The 19,949-nt window shown below is 62.7% G+C and carries 17 protein-coding genes; 14 read left to right on the forward strand and 3 right to left on the reverse strand.

Annotated features, from left to right (window positions below; all coding sequences use genetic code 11):
* Window positions 1-88: 88 nt before the first annotated feature.
* A complete protein-coding gene (locus AMK34_RS11280) occupies window positions 89-1,129 on the reverse strand; it encodes a hypothetical protein (RefSeq protein ID WP_143202430.1) in 1,041 nt (346 codons plus the stop codon).
* A gap of 281 nt (window positions 1,130-1,410) precedes the next feature.
* On the opposite strand from AMK34_RS11280, the gene AMK34_RS11285 reads away from it, so the two are divergent.
* A complete protein-coding gene (locus tag AMK34_RS11285; protein ID WP_073845064.1) occupies window positions 1,411-1,725 on the forward strand; it encodes a hypothetical protein in 315 nt (104 codons plus the stop codon).
* Between the two features lie 98 nt (window positions 1,726-1,823).
* Here the strand turns inward: AMK34_RS11285 and AMK34_RS11290 are convergent, their stop codons facing one another.
* Entirely contained in the window at window positions 1,824-2,189 is a 366-nt protein-coding gene (locus tag AMK34_RS11290) for a hypothetical protein (protein ID WP_073845066.1), read from the reverse strand.
* A 102-nt stretch (window positions 2,190-2,291) separates the two neighbouring features.
* Complete coding sequence (locus tag AMK34_RS11295; RefSeq protein WP_143202431.1) at window positions 2,292-2,738, reverse strand: hypothetical protein; 447 nt, start codon at window positions 2,736-2,738, stop codon at window positions 2,292-2,294.
* Window positions 2,739-3,010: 272 nt separating this feature from the next.
* Between AMK34_RS11295 and AMK34_RS11300 the strand changes: the two genes are divergently transcribed.
* The 13 genes from AMK34_RS11300 to AMK34_RS11365 all read left to right on the forward strand — a co-directional run bounded on the left by AMK34_RS11300 (window position 3,011) and on the right by AMK34_RS11365 (window position 19,862).
* Window positions 3,011-4,003, forward strand: a complete 993-nt coding sequence (locus AMK34_RS11300) for a DUF4268 domain-containing protein (RefSeq protein WP_073845070.1) — start codon at window positions 3,011-3,013, stop codon at window positions 4,001-4,003.
* Window positions 4,004-4,908: 905 nt separating this feature from the next.
* On the forward strand, window positions 4,909-6,474 hold the full coding sequence (locus AMK34_RS11305; protein WP_073845072.1) for a type I restriction-modification system subunit M: 1,566 nt from the start codon (window positions 4,909-4,911) through the stop codon (window positions 6,472-6,474).
* Window positions 6,471-7,712, forward strand: coding sequence for a restriction endonuclease subunit S (locus tag AMK34_RS11310; RefSeq protein ID WP_073845074.1), 1,242 nt, complete (start codon window positions 6,471-6,473; stop codon window positions 7,710-7,712). The genes AMK34_RS11305 and AMK34_RS11310 overlap by 4 nt, the downstream gene beginning before the upstream one ends.
* Window positions 7,709-10,795, forward strand: a complete 3,087-nt coding sequence (locus AMK34_RS11315; protein WP_073845076.1) for a type I restriction endonuclease subunit R — start codon at window positions 7,709-7,711, stop codon at window positions 10,793-10,795. Before AMK34_RS11310 ends, AMK34_RS11315 begins: the two co-directional genes overlap by 4 nt.
* A gap of 590 nt (window positions 10,796-11,385) precedes the next feature.
* Entirely contained in the window at window positions 11,386-12,183 is a 798-nt protein-coding gene (locus tag AMK34_RS11320; protein ID WP_073845078.1) for a hypothetical protein, read from the forward strand.
* Between the two features lie 674 nt (window positions 12,184-12,857).
* Window positions 12,858-15,188 (forward strand): helix-turn-helix domain-containing protein, encoded by a 2,331-nt coding sequence (locus tag AMK34_RS11330; RefSeq protein ID WP_073845080.1) that lies wholly within the window; start codon window positions 12,858-12,860, stop codon window positions 15,186-15,188.
* Window positions 15,189-15,309: 121 nt separating this feature from the next.
* Window positions 15,310-16,257, forward strand: coding sequence for a hypothetical protein (locus AMK34_RS11335; protein WP_073845082.1), 948 nt, complete (start codon window positions 15,310-15,312; stop codon window positions 16,255-16,257).
* A complete protein-coding gene (locus AMK34_RS11340; RefSeq protein WP_073846253.1) occupies window positions 16,254-16,580 on the forward strand; it encodes a hypothetical protein in 327 nt (108 codons plus the stop codon). The genes AMK34_RS11335 and AMK34_RS11340 overlap by 4 nt, the downstream gene beginning before the upstream one ends.
* The gene (locus AMK34_RS11345; protein ID WP_073845084.1) at window positions 16,577-17,284 is read left to right on the forward strand and encodes an ESX secretion-associated protein EspG; all 708 of its coding nucleotides are present in this window, start codon (window positions 16,577-16,579) and stop codon (window positions 17,282-17,284) included. Before AMK34_RS11340 ends, AMK34_RS11345 begins: the two co-directional genes overlap by 4 nt.
* 34 nt (window positions 17,285-17,318) lie before the next feature.
* The gene (locus tag AMK34_RS11350) at window positions 17,319-17,666 is read left to right on the forward strand and encodes a YbaB/EbfC family nucleoid-associated protein (protein ID WP_073845086.1); all 348 of its coding nucleotides are present in this window, start codon (window positions 17,319-17,321) and stop codon (window positions 17,664-17,666) included.
* Window positions 17,663-17,980, forward strand: coding sequence for a WXG100 family type VII secretion target (locus AMK34_RS11355; protein ID WP_073845088.1), 318 nt, complete (start codon window positions 17,663-17,665; stop codon window positions 17,978-17,980). The genes AMK34_RS11350 and AMK34_RS11355 overlap by 4 nt, the downstream gene beginning before the upstream one ends.
* Window positions 17,977-18,738 (forward strand): hypothetical protein, encoded by a 762-nt coding sequence (locus tag AMK34_RS11360; protein WP_073845090.1) that lies wholly within the window; start codon window positions 17,977-17,979, stop codon window positions 18,736-18,738. Before AMK34_RS11355 ends, AMK34_RS11360 begins: the two co-directional genes overlap by 4 nt.
* 11 nt (window positions 18,739-18,749) lie before the next feature.
* Window positions 18,750-19,862, forward strand: coding sequence for a serine hydrolase domain-containing protein (locus AMK34_RS11365; protein ID WP_073845092.1), 1,113 nt, complete (start codon window positions 18,750-18,752; stop codon window positions 19,860-19,862).
* Window positions 19,863-19,949: the final 87 nt, after the last annotated feature.

Below are 19,949 nucleotides of genomic sequence, written 5' to 3' on the forward strand. Positions count from 1 at the left end.
GTAGTCCCGGATCCGCGGACGCCCCGACGAAGCGTCACGCAGGGTAGCATAGTGATCGCTTATCAGGGCTAACGTGGAAAACTTACTCCTAAGTTTCGCCGCTCTCCTCGCCACGCGCCCCCTCCTGCGTCGGCAGATCTACGACGGTCTTCTGGCTGCTTGAGGACCAGTTCCCAGTCTCCCACCCAGCACCGACAATCGCGCCAAACGCACGCGCTACCTCGGGCACCATCTGCTGCACCTCGCTGTAGAACTCCTCGTCGGAGGGCGCCTCGCGACCAGGGATCTGATAGACGAAGGACGGCATGCGCTCAGCCGCGATCGACAGGGTGGTGCTGCGGTCCCCGACCTGCATCTTGACGTTGACCTCGTCGAAGTCGAGACCGCCCACAGAGAGTAGTTGGGCTCGCGCTTGGTCGTCGTTACGGAACTTGTCGGTAAGCCGCTGTTTGAACTCGGGGATCCTCCCGCGGCTGATCTTCATCTCTAGCCGGCCGAGCGGTGCTTCCTTGTCGCGTACCTCCAGTTGGTCTGCGAGATCCGGGGGCAGTCCCGCGCGACGCAGCGTGATCGCGCCAATCTGCGCCTCTTCAAGAAAGGCGTGCAGCGCCTGCTCGTGAACCACGGCGTCGAAGTCGATGACCAGGCCGGTGTGAGCGCTGAAGCCGCGCTTCAGGAGCGGCATGAGCTGGCTACTCCCGGTCGAATTGGACCATGACTCCAGGGCGATCATCCCGACGGTCGACTTCGTGCCAGCAACGATGAGGCCACGCCGCTCGTTGCTCTCGATGTGCTTCTCTGCGCGCTTGAAGATCGGCTTCGCGTTCGCCGCAGCGGGATCGATGAAGGTGGAACTCACGCCACTAGTACCAAGATCGACCTTGAAGCGGACAGACCGTCCAGCCGGTCGGACATCTTGAATAGTGAGATGCTTCGTGCGCTCGTCGACTCGCCGTCCCAACATGCCGTTGAGCAGGCCAAACAGGGCGATCAGCGCATCGGTACGCGATGGCGACATGCCCTGCGCCTGGGCACTTTCGCCCCGGAGTTCACCGAGCGACAGTCGCGCATCGTTGTCGCGCGGCTTATGCACGCTAAAGGTATAGAACTTGTAGCCGTACTTGGTCATGGAGTAGGCCCCCTCTAAAATGATCAACGAGTATACCTCGCAGCAGATCGCGGTAACGCGCACGCACCACCGCTTTGGCGAGCAGCACGCAGAGTGGATAGTGCGAGCGTGGGCGTCCGGCCAATAACACGAAAGGGCGATATCCATGAACAGTCCGTGACTGCCGGCAAGTGCGCATACATACCGAACCAGATTGCCTCGTGGGACATGGGTCTTAGCGCTACGCAGCCAACGAAAGTTGATCTTGACGCTTCAGTTCCAGTTTTACATAATGGACATATATGACAAATGAGCAGCTATTCGAAGATTTGAAGCAATTTGTAACGACTACCGTGTCGCAGTCCGAACAGCGCCTCGGCGATCGACTCGACGGCATGGATAAGCGTTTCGACTCGATTGACAACCGCCTCGACACCATAGACAGGCGTTTCGATGCTGTCGACGATCGCCTCGATGCCATGGACCAACGTTTCAACGACATCGACGAGCAGCTCGATGAGATTCAGAACGCCGTCGGCTCCGAACTCGCGAAGATGGAAACAGCAGTTCACGACCTCGACCGGCGCGTTCGCCGACTCGACGGGCAGGCGGCGTAACCGCACTCACCGCAGTGCTGATCCAGAGCGTCACCCTGGATCAGCTGGCGATCTGGGCGATCGAAGGCGCCCGAACCACAAGCCCGAATTCCCCCTGCCTACCCAACACTGAAGGCCCTGCTGTAATTAATGTCGAGCGCGGCAGACTCTGTCTTCAAAACGTAGTTCCCAGGTGCCGCGTCCACGTTCGCGACCAACGAGGTCACCAGTGGGTCGGCACCACTTGCGACGCCGTACGCGAGCGAAGTCACCGTCCCATCGGGGTGCTCCACTGAAACAGCGAACAGATCTGGGAACTGAACGTCGAGCGCCAACGGCCTCGTCCCGATACCTTTGCTTGGCTGCTTCTCGACGATCAGAGTGAGGTGCAGAAAGTTCTCACTCGCAGACAAGCCACCGTGCCATACCTGCGCTTCGTCCGTACGCGAGAGAACCTCAGCGGTTACGAGCGTCGAAATAGTCATAACTCATGGTAGCGATCATGCACCAACCCCGCATCCGGCGCCGCCCTGGTTCGATTCGAACTGGGAGAGCTGGCCAGACGACGCCGGAGCGAGTGGGCTTAGTTACCCGATGAAGGTGCAGCCGACCGTAACTGGATTACCAGACTGAGAGAACCCCATGCCGCGAACCTGTCCTTCGGCGTACGGCGTCCAGGCATTGTTGTTGTTATTCGAGCACAGAAACGAGTTCCCGAGCACCGATGGCTGCTGAGACACGCCGGCACCGCGGACAGACCCGGCTTCATCGAGGTAGCCGCCAGGATCGTTCGTGAAGATCTTGGCTGTCACTGTATACTCGACCGGCTCGGTGCAGAACGCCTTGTAGCCGTAGTGCACCGCCGTAGCCGTTCCGATCGCCACGATGGACGGCTGAATGAACGTGTTCCGGCAGACCCCAGCGCGGTCCGGCGACTTCGTCGACTTGAAATGGACCACCCAAGCGTCCGAGCCTGTCTGCTCGACACCGGGCGCCCCCGGAGTCAGATCAACCTTTGGCGGCGCTTCAGCCACCGCTGTCCCCATTGAGAGCCCTACCGCAAGGCAGCAGGCTGCGCTAAGACTTCCAGCGCGCAGCACAAAGCGCGACATGTTGAACATGTGAAATCCACCCCTCTAGCAAGAAAGTTGTGATCAACTTTCCAGCCCTCCCGTTCGCAGGTTATCCACCGACGAGCGGATGAGTCGATACACCGCCTGGGTGATCTTGAAGACGCCTTGCCACGCTCGATGGTTGAGGCATTCGGCCCTAGGTCGCAGGCCAGCCGCGGTGCTACCTATGGCAGATGGCTCCTGACGCCCTTGGACTCGGCCGACTCGAACGCCTCGCCAACCCCCGCAAGGTGTGGGAACACGAGGCCAACGACTTCACTCCCTGGCTCGCCGCGAACATCGATGTACTGAGCGACGTGATCGGTCTTCCGCTTACAGTCGTCGGCCAGGAGGTGCTGGTCGGCGACTTCCGCCTCGATATCCACGCCACGGACCCGGCCGGCAAGACTGTGATCATCGAGAACCAGCTCGAGCCGAGCGATCACTCCCACCTCGGCCAGTTGCTCGTATACGCCAGCGGCCTCGAGGCTTCAACCGCCATTTGGATCACCACGCGGCTCCGCGACGAGCACCGCAGCGCGCTGACCTGGCTCAACGAACGCACCGATAGTGACGTCCGCGCCTTCGGGATCGAGCTGAGCGTGGTGCACATCGGTGACTCCTTGAAGGCGCCGGTGCTGGACGTCGTAGTCGAGCCTAACGACTGGGCGAAAGCGGCAAAAGAGATGTCCAAGGCCGCGGCCTCGCCGAAGAACCAGCAGCGCATGGCGTTCTTCGAAGACGTCTTCGACCAGATCGCCGCGACCTACACGGCCATCCGGACTCCGAAGACACAGACCGACAGTTGGTGCAGCTTCGCCTCCGGGCCATTCGGGTACTACTGCCTCACCTTCACCAAGCAGGGCTACCGCGTCGAGATTTACCTCGACACCGGCAGCAAGCCCTCGACCAAGCAGATCTTCGACGAGCTCTCCGCGGACCGGGAGCCGCTGGAAGAGGCAGTCGGCTTCGGGTTGGCCTGGGACCGCCTCGACGACAACCGCAGCAGCCGCATCGCCACCTACCTCGATGGCTTCGACCTGGGTACGGCAGACGCCACTGCCCGGCAGCAAGCGATCCAGTGGAGCGCCAACAGGGCCGTCGCACTGCACCAGCACTTCGATGGTCGGCTCCGCAGCGTCGCAAAGACCGCCAAAGCTGCCGAGCTGGCCGGAGGACATGAGTGACCATCTCGGAGCGCATCCTCGAGACACTTCGCTCTACAGCCCAGCCATGGGATAACGATGAGCTCGCCGAAGCGCTTGGGGTCGCTCAGCGGCAGACGGTGAACCAGATTTGCCGTCGATTCGCTGCCGATGGATGGCTCTACCGGTATGTCGGGCCGGGCAGGCAAGCTGGTCAACAGCCTTGCTGGGCAACCGAGCGCGGATTCCGCGGTCGCGTCGGCCGAGGTTCAAGCGATCGACGGACTGGCGGACATAGCCCCACCTGGGTCGAGTGCGGAACAACGAGCCGTGAAGCCCTGGTGATCGCGTCTGTAACAGTCAAGCTCGGGGTCGAGCTGGCACTGCAACGGGTCACAACACCAACAGCGCTCGGTCAAGATCGACGGAGTCGATCTTGACCGCACGAGGCTGGTCGAGGCCTGGGCCCGCCGAAGCCAGGGCAGAGGACAAGGTGCTTGCTGACGCCTTCAAGCTCAGCTGGATCGCCTTGATTATCATTTTGAAAGGTGCCAGCAAGAGGACGCATCGTAGGCATCCGCCTAATCACGCCCTGGAGCTAGCATCACAGCGGCAGATGCGTCGATCGCGTACGGTGGCGTGATCCTGTCGTGCTGTAACAGTACGAATGCGGATCGCTACGTAACGCTACGTCGGCCGACGTAAGCTTGTCGGTGGCGCGTGGCATGCTGACTGTATGCAGATCACGAAGTGCCGCTCACATCATGCGCAGCAGCGCGAGCAGGCGGCGCTCCAGGTACTGAGCGGAGAGCAGCAGTGAGCGGCGTAAGCCTAGTGCGAGATACTAACGACAAGCATGCCAAAAGCCAGGCACTGGTTGACGCGTTCGCTAACCTGCCATTTCTCAATGCTACGTTGACAGTCGCGGCAGGCAGGGAAGCCGCCGCATGAGCCAGGCTAAGGAGATTCAGCGCGCCGAGCTACACAAGACGATCTGGCGTATCGCAAATGACCTTCGCGGCAGTGTCGATGGCTGGGACTTCAAAAGCTATGTCCTAGGCATCCTCTTCTATCGGTTTATCTCGGAGAACCTAGCTGCCTACATCAACGAGGGAGAGCGAAAGGCCGGAGTTGAGTCGTTCGACTATGCGATGCTGAGCGACAAACAAGCCGAGTTTGGCAGGAGAGAGACGGTTGCCGAAAAGGGCTTCTACATCCTACCAAGCGAGCTATTTGCTAATGTTCGTAAAAACGCGAGCGACGATGAGAACCTAAACGAGACTCTTGAGCGAATCTTCAATAACATCGAAGGATCTGCAAAAGGTACTGACTCCGAGGACGACCTCAAGGGTTTGTTCGACGACCTCGACGTCAACAGTGCAAAGCTCGGCAGCACCGTCGCGAAACGCAACGAAAAGCTAGTCAAGCTGCTCGACGCAATCGGCGACCTGAATCTCGGCGACTTCAATGGCCACACCATTGACACATTCGGTGATGCGTATGAGTATCTCATGCAGATGTACGCCGCAAACGCTGGTAAATCAGGTGGTGAGTACTACACCCCACAGGAGGTCTCTGAGCTCCTTGCGCGCATCACAGTGGTGGGTAAGAAGTCGGTCAACAAGGTCTACGACCCCGCCTGCGGCTCAGGTTCGCTCCTTCTAAAATTTGCGAAGGTGCTCGGCAAGGAGAAGGTCCGCCGAGGCTTCTTCGGCCAGGAGATCAACCTGACTACCTACAACTTAGCACGTATTAACATGTTCCTGCATGACATCAACTACGAGAAATTCAGCCTTGCTCATGGCGATACTTTGATTGATCCGGCCCATTGGGACGACGAGCCCTTTGAGGCGATCGTGTCCAATCCGCCCTACTCGATCAAATGGGAGGGCGACGCCAATCCGCTACTGATCAACGACCCACGATTCGCTCCGGCCGGCGTCCTTGCCCCCAAGAGCAAGGCTGACCTCGCGTTCACGATGCACATGCTCTCGTGGCTTGCGGTCAACGGTACTGCAGCCATTATTGAGTTCCCCGGGGTTCTCTACCGTCGAGGCGCCGAGCGCAAGATTCGCAAGTACCTCATCGACAATAACTACGTCGATACCGTGATCCAATTACCACCGGACCTGTTCTTCGGCACGAACATCGCAACGTGCATCCTCGTACTTAAGAAGTCGAAGCGGGATAATTGCGTACTGTTTATTGATGCATCCGCAGAGTTTGAGCATGTCGGCAGCAAAAACAAACTTCAGTCGTCCAACCAGAAGAAGATCCTGGACACGTTCGTAGCACGCGAGGGTATGGACGGCTTTTCAAGACTCGTGCCAACAACCGAGATCGCCGAGCGCGAGTACCTTCTCTCGGTTTCCACGTACGTCGCAAAGGCGGACGATCGCGATTCTGTCGATATCAGTAAGCTAAACTCAGAGATTGCTAATATTGTAGCGCGTCAGACCAAGCTCCGCGCCGCTCTTGACAAGATCGTGGTCGAGCTGGAGAGCGGGTCGTGAGTCGTTTCAAGAACATTAGATCGAGAATCTGTTCACACGAAGTCCCGGTTGTCCCTCTTGGCGAACTAGGTACTTGGTACGGCGGTGGCACGCCGTCCAAGGCCGTACCCGAATACTGGCAGAATGGCACCGTCCCGTGGTTATCACCAAAGGACATGACCGACAGCACGGTGCTGGGCACCGAGGATCATATCACCGAGCTAGCACTCACCAAGTCGTCGGCCAAGCTAGTCCCAGCCGGATCAGTGGCCTTCGTAATGCGGTCGAATATTTTACGTCGCCGACTCCCAATTGGGCTCGTCCCGTTCGAAGTCGCGCTCAACCAGGACATGCGTGCAGTCGTACCGCATAGCGGCGTCCTTCCTGAATACTTGGCTCATGTGTGTCATGCCCGCGCTCAGACAATATTGAGCCATGCAGGTCGTACTGACGGATCAATGGCTGCCATCCAGACCTCAATGTTAATGAACTACGCCATTCCCGTCCCGCCAGTGCAGCTACAGCATGAGATAGTCCAGATTCTGGATAGTTTCACTGCGTTAGATGCGGCAATTTTAGAAGAGCTGGAAGTCCGCGAACGTCAGCGTATTGCACTTGCTCGCACATTGCCGGAAGCCCCCTATCCTACCAATACTATCTCGTCTAGCCGAAAACTTGTACGGTTAGGCGAGGTGGCGACACAGCACGTGGATCCGGTGCGCGTACAGGGAAGTGCTTCCTACAAGAACCTCGGGGTGAGATGGTACGGCGAAGGCGCCTTTGCTCGAGAATCAAAACTTGGCAGTTCCATTAAAGGAACGACGCTGTACCGAGTGAAGCCGCAACAGTTCATCTACAACAGAATGTTTGTAACCGAGGGTTCGTTCGCGATCATCACTCCGGAACTTTCAGATGGGGTTGTCTCTAACGAGTTCCCGGTGTACCAGCTTGACACTTCGCGTGTACTGCCAGAATGGCTCCTACTCTACTTCAAGGACGAGTACACACTCAAGCGCATCGAAGGAGAGGTCACGGGAACCGAGCGCGGTTCGACGAAGAGTCGCCGGCGCTGGAGGGAAGACCAGTTCGAAGCGTTCGAGATCGAGCTACCATCGATCTCTGCCCAGCGAGCCTTCCTGCGCACTATTAACGCCATCACCGCTCTCGAATCGACTCTGCGCGACGAGCTCGATGCCCGTCGGAAGCAGTACGACTACTACCGTGACGAGCTTCTGACATTTAAGGAGCACCAAGCATGAGTGAAGCGTCGGCATGCAAATACGATCAGATCGCCGTCAGTGCTGAGAGCACTGTCGTTGCCGAGTTCATTCCGGATGCTGCAACCGTCGCGGCATACCAGTCTGAGGCCGGTCTCGAGAAGGACTTTATCGAGCTTCTACAGGGGCAGGCCTACGAGTACCTGTCTATCACTTCTGAGCAGCAGCTCGTGTCCAATCTTCGAACCCAGCTCGAGCGCCTGAACAGCATCACGTTCAGCGACTCGGAGTGGCACCGGTTCTTCACAGAGAAGATTACTGGAGCTAACGAGGGAATCGTCGAGAAGACAGTCCGAATCCAGGAAGACCATGTTCAGGTCCTCAAGCGGGACGACGGCACAACCAAGAACGTTACGCTGCTGGACAAAACAAATATCCACCAGAACCGCCTCCAGGTCATTAACCAGTACGAGATCGACGCAGGTAAGGGCGGCGCCAAGCGCACCAACCGTTACGACGTCACCGTCCTGGTCAACGGCCTCCCCATGGTCCACATCGAGCTGAAACGCCGAGGTGTCGACATACGCGAGGCGTTCAACCAGATCGACCGCTACCAACGCGAAAGTTTCTGGGCCAGCTCTGGCCTGTTCGAGTACGTCCAACTATTCGTCATCAGCAACGGTACGCTGACTAAGTACTACTCCAACACTACCCGTCGTCAGCACATCAACGAGCCGGGCGGCAAGAAGACTCGAAAGACTAGCAACTCGTTCGAGTTCACCTCGTGGTGGGCAGATGCCCAGAATAGGCCAATCCAGGACTTGACGGCCTTCGCCAAGACCTTCTTCGCCCGACACACGCTGCTCAACATCTTGACCAAGTACTGCGTACTGACTGCCGACCAACTATTGCTAGTCATGCGGCCGTACCAGATTGTGGCGGCGGAGCGGATTCTCAATCGGATCGAGATCTCAACCAACTACAAGCAGCTTGGCACTCTCAATTCCGGTGGCTATATCTGGCACACCACTGGATCAGGGAAGACCCTGACCAGCTTTAAGGCGGCCCAGCTCGCGAGTCGAATGCCTAGTGTAGACAAGGTACTCTTCGTGGTCGACCGCAAGGACCTTGACTATCAGACCATGCGCGAGTACGACCGGTTCGAGCGGGGTGCGGCAAACTCCAACACGTCGACCGCGGTGCTCAAGCGCCAGCTCGAGGATAAGGGTGCCCGGATCATCATCACGACGATCCAGAAGCTCTCGAAGTTCATCGGGGGCAATAAGGGCCATGAAATCTACGGCGGTCACATTGTGATCATCTTCGACGAGTGCCACCGATCGCAGTTTGGCGACATGCACTCAGCAATCACGAAGGCCTTCAAACGGTACAACCTCTTCGGTTTCACGGGAACACCGATTTTCGCTGTTAACGCAAGCACTAGCGGTAACCCTAAGTTACGGACGACCGCTCAAGCGTTCGGCTGCTTCCTCCACGGTAACCCAACCAGCTGCTCATCCGAGCAGCATCAGATGGCGATTCATACATATACAATCGTCGACGCCATCAGCGATAAGAACGTCCTGCCATTCCGGATCGACTACGTCAACACCATCAAGCTGCCCGACGGCCTTGATGACAAGCAGGTCTCGGCAATCGATACCGAAAGGGCACTGCTTGCTCCCGAACGGGTGAGTCAGGTCGTCTCTTATACGCGGGAGCACTTCGATCAGAAGACGAAGCGCGCGCGACACTACTCACTCGCTGGCAAACGTGTTCATGGTTTTAACGCCCTCTTTGCCACTGCGTCGATTGATGCGGCGAAGCGCTACTACGCCGAGTTCAAAACCCAGCAGGGAGACCTGCCACCAGATCGACGACTGAAGATTGCCGTCATCTACTCCCACGCCGCAAACGAAGACATCGGCGACGACTATCTGGACGAAGAAGGTTTCGAGACTAACTCGCTCGACCAGTCGTCGCGCGACTTTCTTGAGGGTGCAATCGAGGATTATAACGCCATATTTGGCACCAGCTTTGACACCTTGGCCGACAGATTTCAGAACTACTACAAAGACTTGTCGATGCGGCTGAAGAACCGCGAGATCGATCTAGTCATAGTGGTTAACATGTTCCTGACTGGCTTCGATGCGACGACGCTCAATACGTTGTTCATCGATAAGCGTCTGGTCAACCATGGCTTGATTCAGGCCTATTCGCGCACGAACCGAATTCTCAACTCGGTTAAGACGTACGGCAACGTTGTCTCCTTCCGCAACCTAGAAGAAGAGACCAACGATGCGATCGCCTTGTTCGGCAACAAGGAAGCGCGCGGCATTGTGCTACTCAAGCCGTATGCCGATTACTACAGCGAATACGCTGATCGTGTCCAAGAGCTCCTGACAAGGTTCCCACTCGGACAGCCGATCATCGGCGAAACGGCGCAAAAGGCTTTTATCGCCCTATTTGGCTCCATTCTACGTCTACAAAATATCCTCACTGCGTTCGACGAATTCAGCGGCAACGAGATCCTGACTGAGCGCCAGAGTCAGGATTATCGTAGCGTCTACCTTAACCTCTACGCCGAGTTTCGCACGCAGAGCGATGAGGAAAAGGAGCCAATTAACGAGGATGTTGTCTTTGAGATTGAGCTCATCAAGCAAGTCGAGATCAACGTCGACTACATCCTTATGCTGGTTCAGGAGTGGCGCGAAGCCCGGGGCAACGGCACGGACCGAGAGATCGAGGCAGTCATGCGGATCGAGCGCGCCGTCGACTCTAGCTTGACACTGAGAAACAAGAGAGACCTCATCATGGACTTCGTCGACCGCGTCTCGGCGCGCGGCGAGATGGACGATGAGTGGCTGGCTTTCGTTGACGCCAGACGTGCAGCCGAGCTCGACGCCATCATTAACGACGAAGGCCTCAACCCTGAGGAGACGCGGACATTTATCGACCAGGCTTTCCGCGATGGCGCTATCCCAACTGCCGGTACCGCCATCATCAAGATCCTCCCGCCTGCCTCGCGCTTCTCTGCAGCTGGTGGCCATGGCGAGAAGAAGCAGCGTGTGCTCGCCCGCCTCGATGCATTCTTCGAGCGTTTCCATGGGCTCGGCTCTGAGTAAACCCCGAGGATCAGTGAGGTGCGCCTCCTGCTCACGCCCTGTGTATTCCGCATCCGTACCCCACGCTCCAGGAGCCGCGCTCTGATCGTGTTGACAGTGGTGTCTAGGTTCGTCCCGATCCGCGCGAGTGACCAACCAACTGCGTAGAGTCACACAACCTCGTCGACGTTATCGTGGTCATGCGCCCACAGATTAGGGCACCCGAGCGAAGGAGGATTGAGCTCACTCTCTTCCGATTGATGTCGAAGTGGTCGGCGAGGTCGTACATGGTGTCGCCCGCACGGTAGGCGACTATCGGCTCATCTGCCTGCTGATCGCTTAGTTACTTGGCACGTCGCGGCTTAGGCCGTTTGGGTGCAGAGTGGAGCGATGCCGGGCCTGCGGACAGGCGTCGGACCAGCGCTTCCATCCTTCTGACCAGCACCGACGGGTTGCACTGGCCTCCCCAGCCGCACAGGAGGGCTTACTAGAGCAGCGGCCCAATTCATTGCCCTCTAGCAGGGTATAAACCCGTCGTCTCGCCGCCGATGGAGCGGCTCCGTCGATATAATCGAGCATTTCTGTCGGAGATCCCTACTAGGCTTATACACGTGACTGAAGACCTCGAAGACAACTACGAAGAGCCAGCACTGGGCCTTGATGAGTTGAAGGAGATGGCCGCTGCTTCCTGGTCCGAGAGTGCTGAGCGGCTACAAGCGTGTGTGGCCGTGTGGCACGAGGACGCCGAGGCCGGGCGTGACCTGTTATTGGCGTTGTCGATCGATTTGGATGTCGACGACGAGGATCGCCTCAACGCGTTGACACGCCTACTCAAGATGGACTCATCGACAGCTGCCGCCGCCTCGTGGCTGATGTGGGAGACCGAGTGGGGGCACCTGCAGGGCGATTACAAGGGCGAAGCCGCGAGTATCGTCCCTGGTTACAGGGACGTTGCCGACAGTCTCGCCGCAGGTCTCGCTTTGATCGTCACGAATCCCTACCTGGACGATCTGTACCGAATCTGGGCCGGGGCCTACCGCGTCATCGAATGGACAAAGGACTCTTTTGCCGAACTGAGGGCACTGTTCAGCGACACTGCGCTCTTAGCCGGGCTTGGCGGAGTGGCACGGCTTGGCGGTCAGGCCTCCGGAGGCGTGCTCATCGGGCAGACGTCGCTCGGATGGATCGTCGGCGACAGCACGCTACCTTCTGCTATGCGTTTCCAAGCAGCGGACTGGACACATATCGCAGGCGGCGACGACGATGGCGCGGATTCGTTCGAGAAACTCGTCATGGACCCAACCCTTGAGCAAGGTTATCGGCTCCGCGCGGCGGAGGAGCTCGCAAGCATCGATCCGGCCAGGGCCACAAGGGTGCGTCCTAGTCTCCCCGAGGCCCCGACTGGCTAAGTCGACGCGGCATCGTCGTTCACGATCGTTCCCGCCCCTGCGCATCACGCATCCGGAGCCCACGCTCCAGCAGCCGTGCTCGGACGGTGTCAGCAGTTGTGTCGAATCGCGTACCGATTCGAGCCAAGGACCAACCTTCCTCGTAGAGCCAAACGGCGTCGTCAACTTGCTCCGGGAGGAGGCCGCGCTTACGAATCGAGACACCGCGGCGGCGGAGAATCTGACTTACCGTCCGACGATCGATACCGAACCGGCGGCCGAGCTGGGCGACCGGCACTCCGGCCAGGTAGCCCTCGATCAGGTCGGCGACCTCAGCCTCGCTCAGCCGCCTCGCAGTGCCGAGGCGCCGCCGGCGAGCTCTCGGCAGCGGGGGTGTTGAGGCGCTAGGGAGTTTCCTCAGTAGCGCTTCCAGCTTTATGACCTGCTGTTTTGTATTGTAGTAACCTCCCCCAGGGTCCACAGTTCGAAAGACCCGCACTTTGAGAAGTGCGGGTCTTTTGCGTTTCACAGCCGCCCGCTTTTCTTGCCGATTTCGTCACGAAACATACCGGAATCAACGAATACGAAAGAGCGGATTCGCGCGGGTACCGACCAGGCTTACTGTCTCCCGTTCGTGGCCCACCCGCCACTAGGATGATCACCCGTCGCACAGCGCATCTGGAGGGACGTCGCCCGTGGCCGGTCGGTTCGGCGTTCTCCTTCGTGACGCCCGCCGCCGGGCAGGTCTGACGCAGGAGGGCTTGGCCGCCCGCGCGGGGGTCGGGGTGCGGACCATCCGCCGTCTCGAAACCGGCGGGGGCACCGACCCGCGCGTCGGCACCGTGACGTTGCTCGCCGACGCACTCGGCATCACCCCGCAGGAACGCGCCGACCTCCTCGCCGCCGCCGACGGCAGGCAGCCGGACGAGCCCGTCGAAGCGCCGCCCGAGGACACCGTCGAAACACCGGTGGTTCCGGCCCCTTCCCTCGTCATCGTGCCCGAAGAGGTGACCGAAGCGGCGGACCATCTGGCCACGATCATCGCCACCCGGCTCCGGCGCGAGGAGGAACTGCGCCGCGTGCACGATCCGTTCCCCCTGCCCGTGCGGTGGCGGATCGCGGCCGACCTCGCCGACCACTGGGACAACATCTGCCGCGTTCCGCACGGGGTTACCGCCGCGCCGCTCGACCTGTCCGGCGAGATCGGCGACATCGCGGACATCTACCGCGGCATCCCGTCACGGAAACTGGTGATGCTGGGCCGCGCGGGAGCGGGCAAGACCGTGCTGACGCTGCGTTTCGCGCTCGACGCGCTGGCCGTCCGGAGTCGCGGCGGCGTCGTGCCGGTGATCTTCACCATCGGTTCGTGGGACCCGACCACGACACCGTTGCGCACCTGGCTCGTCGAAACCCTTCAGCGCGACCATCCCGGGCTCTCCGCCGAGGCTCCCGGCGGCTCGACGTTGGCGGCCGTGCTGGTCGACACCGGGTACATCTTGCCCGTCCTCGACGGCTTCGACGAGATCGCCGAGGGGCTGCACCGGGCGGCGCTCGAAGCGCTCAACTCCCTGTCCGGTCCGCTGTTCCTGACCAGTCGTTTCGACGAGTACGAGCGTGCGGTCACCAACGTCCACACGCTGACGTCGGCCGCCGTCGTCGAGCTGACCGACCTCGGCGTCGACGACCTCGCCGGTTACCTGCCCCGAACGGCGCGACGCGTCACTCCCGGCGGAACGGCCACGGCGTGGGATCCGGTCTTGGCCGCGTTGCGCGACCCCGAAGCGCCGGCCGCGAACCTGGCCACGGTCCTGAAAACCCCGCTCATGGTCGGACTCGCCCGTACGGTCTACAGCGACTCGCGCGACCGCGATCCGGCAAGTCTGCTGGACACCGACCGCTTCCCGACGGCGCAGGCGCTCGAGGAGCATCTGCTCGACACCTTCGTCCCCACCGTCTGGGAGGCCGGCGACGTCCGGCAGCGCTGGGATCTCGAACAGGTCCGCCACTGGCTGGGCTTCCTCGCCGACGACCTCGACCGGAGGGAAACCGGCGACCTCGAATGGTGGCGGATGGGCGGCTCGCTGACCCGTTGGTCGCGTGTCCTCCTGGTCACGGCCTCCACTTGGCTGACCACGGCGCTCGTCATCTGGTTCGTGTTGAGCCCGCTCAATTCCCTCAGTTCCGGCCTGCCGTTCCGGTGGCCGGTCGTCCTCGTCGACGGGCTGGCCAGCGGGGCCGTGATCGCCGTTCCGTTCGGTCTGCTGTATTCGTTCCTGGTGGTCCGCAAGGCCGGGTCCCTCGAACCGACGCGTGTGCGGGTGCGGCTGTTCGACCGGCGGGCACGCCGGCCCCGCCTCCGGCGAAGGATCGCGGTCAGGTTCGCGGCGGGTGTGGCGGGCGGCGTGCTGGCGGCCGTCGCCGTCACCCTTGTCGGCGTCTTCGTGAGGGCGCTGTCGCCGGATCTCGTCGTCATCGACGATCTCGGCCATCTCCTCCGCCTGATCCTGGTCGACGTCACCGTTTTCGGGCTCGCCTTCGGCCCTGTCTGCGGCGGGCTGCTGGCACTCCTCACCCTTCTCCAGGTACCCGCCAATCTGACCACCGCCACCAGCCCCGCCGATCTGCTCGCGGCGAACCGCTCGACCGTGCTGCGCGTCGTCGGGTTGTTCGCGCCGGTGCTCGCGATCGCGATCGGCCTCGGCAGTTTCGGAGCCGCGGCAGCGCTGGAGAGCATCACGGGCCCGTCCTTTCACCTCGTGCGCTCGTTCAGGGTCAGTGCCCTGCTCGGCCTCACCGCGGGGCTCGTCACGGCCTTCGCGTACGTGATCACCTTCACCGCGTGGGGGCAGTGGCTGGTCTTCACCCGCTTGCGGCTCCCCCTGCTCCGCAAGCTGCCGTGGGCCGTCACCGCGTTCCTGGACGACGCGTACCGGCGAGGGGTCCTGCGCCAGTCCGGCGCGGTCTACCAGTTCCGGCACGCCCGCCTGCAGCAGCACCTCGCGAAGGCCTACCGCGCCCAGCTCTAGGGCCTTTTCGCAGCTCAGCCCCACCGGCCGTAAATGGCCGCCGCTCGACCTTCCGGCTCCGGCACGCCCGCCGCCAGCATGGGTCGCATCGACAAGCGGTCAGTGGGAGGGGGGAACCGGGGTGAGCACCGAGACCGCGCCGGAGGGCGAGGTGAACTGGGAGGCTTACAGCCACGAAGAGCTGCACGGGATGCTGTGGCAGGACGCCGACGTCACGGACGTCAGCACGATCGCCGCGGACTGGTCCGGGCACCGGGCGGCCTTGGTCAACCACGCCGAGGTGCTGCGCGAACAGCACACCGCGTTGCTGGACGGCTGGCGCGGCAGCGGCGCGGAGGAGGCGGCCCGGCGGCTGCTCGTACTCGCCGACCGGGTGGAGAAGATCGCGGAGCTCGCCCACGCCGGCGAGCGGGCCGCGCAACAGGCGGCCGACGCGCTGGCGTGGGCCAGGGCCACGATGCCCGCCCCGGCGGACGACCCGGCCGTACCGATGACGAGCATGTTCGTGGACTGGACCTTCGGCGGAGCCGGTTTCAGCTTCTACGCCGACACCGGCACGGCCGATCTGCGGAAGCAGCGCGCCGTCCAGACCATGCGGACCTACGAGTCGAGCCTGACGAATTCGAGCAGGCTGATCGGGCAGGCACAGGGCACGATCCCGGCCGCCTCGACCATGCCGGACAGCGGCGACACCACGGTGAGCGCCTCGGCCTCCTCGCCGGAGCGCATCACCCCGAGCGGGTCTTCGTGGCAGCGCCTCACCGGGTCCGGCGGGCTCGGACAAGTCCCGGCCGGCGCCTTCGTGAACCCGCTCGCGAACGGCGTGCGAGTGGGGGCGGCGGCGTTGCCGGTCGGTCCCGGCGCGATGGCGGCGCAGACGGCCGCCGAACCGGCCGCGACGCGCACCGGCGCCGTGGGTCAGCCGGCTCCGGTCGGCTCTGGCACGCATGGCCGGTCCGACGAGGACGACCACACGAACCAGCTGCCGACGATCGACCACGCGCTGTTCCCTCTCGCGGAACCCGCCAGCGAGGCGGTCATCGGCCTTCCCCGGCAGGAGTGGCGATGAGCGCGGGGCGCGGCATCGAAGTCGAGCTGGAACTGCTCGACGCGCGCATCACGACGCTGGCCGATCTCGGCGATCTCACCGCCGATCTGGTGGCCACCGCGAGCAGGCTCGCGGAACGGCTGCCGATGCTGGGAACCGCGCCGCCCGCGGCGTACCTGGCGAACCGCCTGCGGGAAGCCGCGGGAGGCTCCGGACTCGCGGGCGAGGTCAAGGCCGCGGAACGCGAAGTCCGGGAATACCAGCAGATGCTGGCGTCCGCCAAACGCAAGTACCAAGAGCGGGAACAGCGCTCCGGCGACGAGCTCAGGGGGCAGGCCTCGTGACGCCGTTCGACGAACACGACAGCCGCTTCGAACTCGCGGAGCTGGATCTGCTCGCCACCTTCGCCGGAGTACCGCTGCCGTTTCCGTTGCGGATTCCGTCGTTCGGCCGGATCGCGGGCGAACGCGAGGTATCGCTCAGCGCCGCGGGTGGTTCGCTGGCCGAGCGTGGCCTCGCCACGGCGGACGGACCCGCCGGCCTGGCCGGGGCTCTGGTCGCCGCGCTGCGCGGGTACCACGGCTCGGTCGATCTGGTGCTGGCCCACAAGGGAAGCTTGACGGGGTTCGCGGCGATGATCCACGAAGACCGGGCGGTCCTGTGTGGACAGACGCTCGGTGGCGCGCCGAGCCCGGTGACCGTCATGAGGGTCGCGTACGACGCGGTGGCCGACACGCTCTCCGGGCTCCTTCCCGAGGTGCCTGCCGCACCGACCCTGCCGATCACCTTGTCTCCGGGGGCCGCCGGTGACGACCCGGCCGCCGAAGCGCTCGCCACCGTGCTGCCTTCGCTGACGGGACGCGGCCAGCTCGGTGTCGTGCGCCGATCGGGCGCCGAGAAGCGGCCACTCGAACTCTCCTGGCTGGACGGTCCTTCGGGGAGAGTCCGGATCGACCACGACGACCGCGGCTGGGTGAGCGTCAACCCGTTGCGGCACAACGAACTCGTTCACGCACTACGCGAGGCGGCGGCACTGGCCAGCCAGTGACGACACGTTCCATCGAACAAGGAAGGGGAACACCATGGAGCCGGCACAATGGCTCGCCGACTACCGAGACCGGCTCGAACGCGCCGCGGACGGCGCGCGCCAGGCTCGGGCAAGTCTCGAACAGGCGGGGGCGACGGCACGCTCACCCCGGGGTGAGGTCACCGTTTCGGTCAGCGCGGCGGGGGTGCTCGAGGGTGTCGCTTTGACGCCCGCCGCGCGCAGACTCGAAGCCGACGCGCTCGCCGTGTTGATCGTGACCACCGCACGCGAGGCCCAGCGTCTCGCCGGCGAACGGATGGCCGACGTGATGGCCGGGTATCTCGGCGACGGCCCGGCACTCACCCAGCTCACCCGGCACCTCTCGCCGGAGGTCGTGCGATGACCGCGGAACGGTCCTACACCGTCGATCCCGACCAGTTACGCCGGCACGCGGGCCGGCTCGCCGCGCATGCCGACCAGTTGTCGTCACTCGGTACGGCGCTGCCCGGCGACTTGCCGCCGACGGCGCTCGGACCGTTCGCGCAGTGCTTCACCGCGGGCATCGGCGCCGCGATGAGCCGGACGAGGGACGCGTTCACCCGCACCGCGTCGGTCATGGACGACGTCGGCGAAGGCATGCGGAGGGCGGCCGGGATGTATCAGAGCACGGACGAAGAACACGCCGCCCGCCTGAACCGGGACGGAGGCGCACGATGACGACGGCGGTGGAGGTCAGCACCGCGCTCGCGAACCTGCGTATCGCGCGGGATTCCGTCGGCGGCAAGGAATGGCTGTCCGCGGAGCTCCGCGGCGAACCGGCCGTCTCACTCGACATGCTCGGCTCGACGGCGAGCCCGCTGTCCGCGCTGAGCAGCGCCGGGTGCGACTTCCTGACGCCGATGATCTCGTTCCTCGAAGAGCCGCTCGGGCAGCTTCGCGGCGAGCCGGGGTCGGTTTCGGCTCCCTCCGCCGAGCACGACCGGGTCTCGCGGGGCGCGAACTCCGTCGCCGAGGACTACGGCTCCACGACGGAGAACGAGACGAGCGAATGGTCCGGGGACGCCAAGCGGGATTACACCGCGACGGCGACGAAGCTGGTCGACGGGATCAAGACGGTCGCGGAGGCCGCGGCGACCAACGCGAAGGCGATCGTCGCGGCCGGTGAGGTGGTGGCGCAGGCCGTCGACATCGTCACCCGCCTGATCACCGAGGCCGTCGGGAAGATCGTGCCGATCATGACGAGGGCCATCGCGGCGGCGCCCGCGACGTTCGGGGCCAGCATCGCCGAGGCGATCCCGGAGTGTGTGGCGATCGCCGTCGAACACGGCGGCCGGATCGCGGCGAAACTCGGCGAACTGCTCGTCAGCGGCGAAAACCTCGTGAAATTGCTCGAAGGCGTCGCCGGTGTGCTCGACGTCGTCGAGAAAGGCCTCACCGCGATCGGTGACGCCTCGGCGAACTCCGAAAAAGACTGAGGGAGAAGAGAATGGGAACGAAGACCCAGCGGATCGCCGGTGTCGCACTGGCCGTCGCGCTCGCCGTGCCGGTCGCGCCCGCGGTGGCGGCCGAGACCGGCGATCACGCCGCCGTACAGACCATGCTCGACCGCTTCCAGCGGAAGGCGGGCCCCGGTGCGGCCGTCCACGCCGGCGACGGCCAAGGCTCGTGGACCCTGTCGAGCGGCTCGGCCACCACCCCCGGGCAGCGGCCCATCACGGCCGGCGACCATTTCCGGGTCGCCAGCCAGACCAAGACCTTCACCGCGGCCGTCGTGCTCCAGCTGTTCGACGAGGGGATCGTCGACCTCGACGCTCCGATCGAGCGGTACCTGCCCGGCGTCGTCACCGGGAATTACGACGGCACCGTCATCACCGTGCGGCAGCTGCTCAACCACACGGCGGGATTCCCCCACGACCCCGCCGGCGCGAAGACCAAACCGGACGGCACGTTCGACCTGGCCACGCTCGTGCGGGCCGCGATGGACGACAAACCGGTCTCCGCGCCTGGCGCCTACCATTACTCCAACGTCGGCTACCTGGTGCTCGGCCTGCTGATCGAGAAACTCACCGGGAAATACGTCGGTTACGCGATCACCGAGCGGATCATCGAACCGCTCGGGCTGACCGAAACCTCGTTCCCGCCGCCGGGAAAGCGCACGCTCACCAGTCCGTATCTGCCCGGATACCAGGGTTTCCAGCTCGGTGGCGCCTACTTCTGGGTCGATATGACGACCTCGTTCGAGCTCTCGAAGTGGAGTGCGTCGGCCGCGATCGAATCCACCTTGACGGATCTCGCGAAGTTCGACCGTGCGCTCGTTTCGGGCACGGTCGTCTCGCCGAGGGCCCTCGCGGAGATGCGCACCGTCGTGCCGTGGACGCCGGGTTCTCCCGCCGGGTACGGCCTCGGGCAGTTCAGCATCCAGTTGTCCTGCGGCGGCGTCGCCTGGGGACACGACGGTTCCCTGCCGACCGGGCACGCGTCGCTGACGCTGGCCACCGACGACGGCAGGTTCGCGTCGGTCGTGACCAACACGAACCAGCTCCCGACCGACCCGAGCGCCATCGACGTCGCCAACGCCGCGCTGTGTGAGGGGAGGTAGATCGGTGACCCCGGCATCGCTCAGTCGCTTCGCGGTGCCGGGGTCACCGCCGGGTTTGTACGAATCTTGTACGAGCGTGAACAACCT

The sequence above is a fragment of the Amycolatopsis sp. CB00013 genome (assembly GCF_001905755.1).
Lineage (GTDB): Bacteria > Actinomycetota > Actinomycetes > Mycobacteriales > Pseudonocardiaceae > Amycolatopsis > Amycolatopsis japonica.

Bases quoted from the DNA above. Each gene is read 5' to 3' on its own strand.
- AMK34_RS11280 (WP_143202430.1), bottom strand. From the start codon at position 1,129: ATGACCAAGTACGGCTACAAGTTCTATACCTTTAGCGTGCATAAGCCG.
- AMK34_RS11285 (WP_073845064.1), top strand. From the start codon at position 1,411: ATGACAAATGAGCAGCTATTCGAAGATTTGAAGCAATTTGTAACGACT.
- AMK34_RS11290 (WP_073845066.1), bottom strand. From the start codon at position 2,189: ATGACTATTTCGACGCTCGTAACCGCTGAGGTTCTCTCGCGTACGGAC.
- AMK34_RS11300 (WP_073845070.1), top strand. From the start codon at position 3,011: ATGGCTCCTGACGCCCTTGGACTCGGCCGACTCGAACGCCTCGCCAAC.
- AMK34_RS11305 (WP_073845072.1), top strand. From the start codon at position 4,909: ATGAGCCAGGCTAAGGAGATTCAGCGCGCCGAGCTACACAAGACGATC.
- AMK34_RS11315 (WP_073845076.1), top strand. From the start codon at position 7,709: ATGAGTGAAGCGTCGGCATGCAAATACGATCAGATCGCCGTCAGTGCT.
- AMK34_RS11340 (WP_073846253.1), top strand. From the start codon at position 16,254: ATGAGCGCGGGGCGCGGCATCGAAGTCGAGCTGGAACTGCTCGACGCG.
- AMK34_RS11350 (WP_073845086.1), top strand. From the start codon at position 17,319: ATGGAGCCGGCACAATGGCTCGCCGACTACCGAGACCGGCTCGAACGC.
- AMK34_RS11355 (WP_073845088.1), top strand. From the start codon at position 17,663: ATGACCGCGGAACGGTCCTACACCGTCGATCCCGACCAGTTACGCCGG.
- AMK34_RS11360 (WP_073845090.1), top strand. From the start codon at position 17,977: ATGACGACGGCGGTGGAGGTCAGCACCGCGCTCGCGAACCTGCGTATC.
- AMK34_RS11365 (WP_073845092.1), top strand. From the start codon at position 18,750: ATGGGAACGAAGACCCAGCGGATCGCCGGTGTCGCACTGGCCGTCGCG.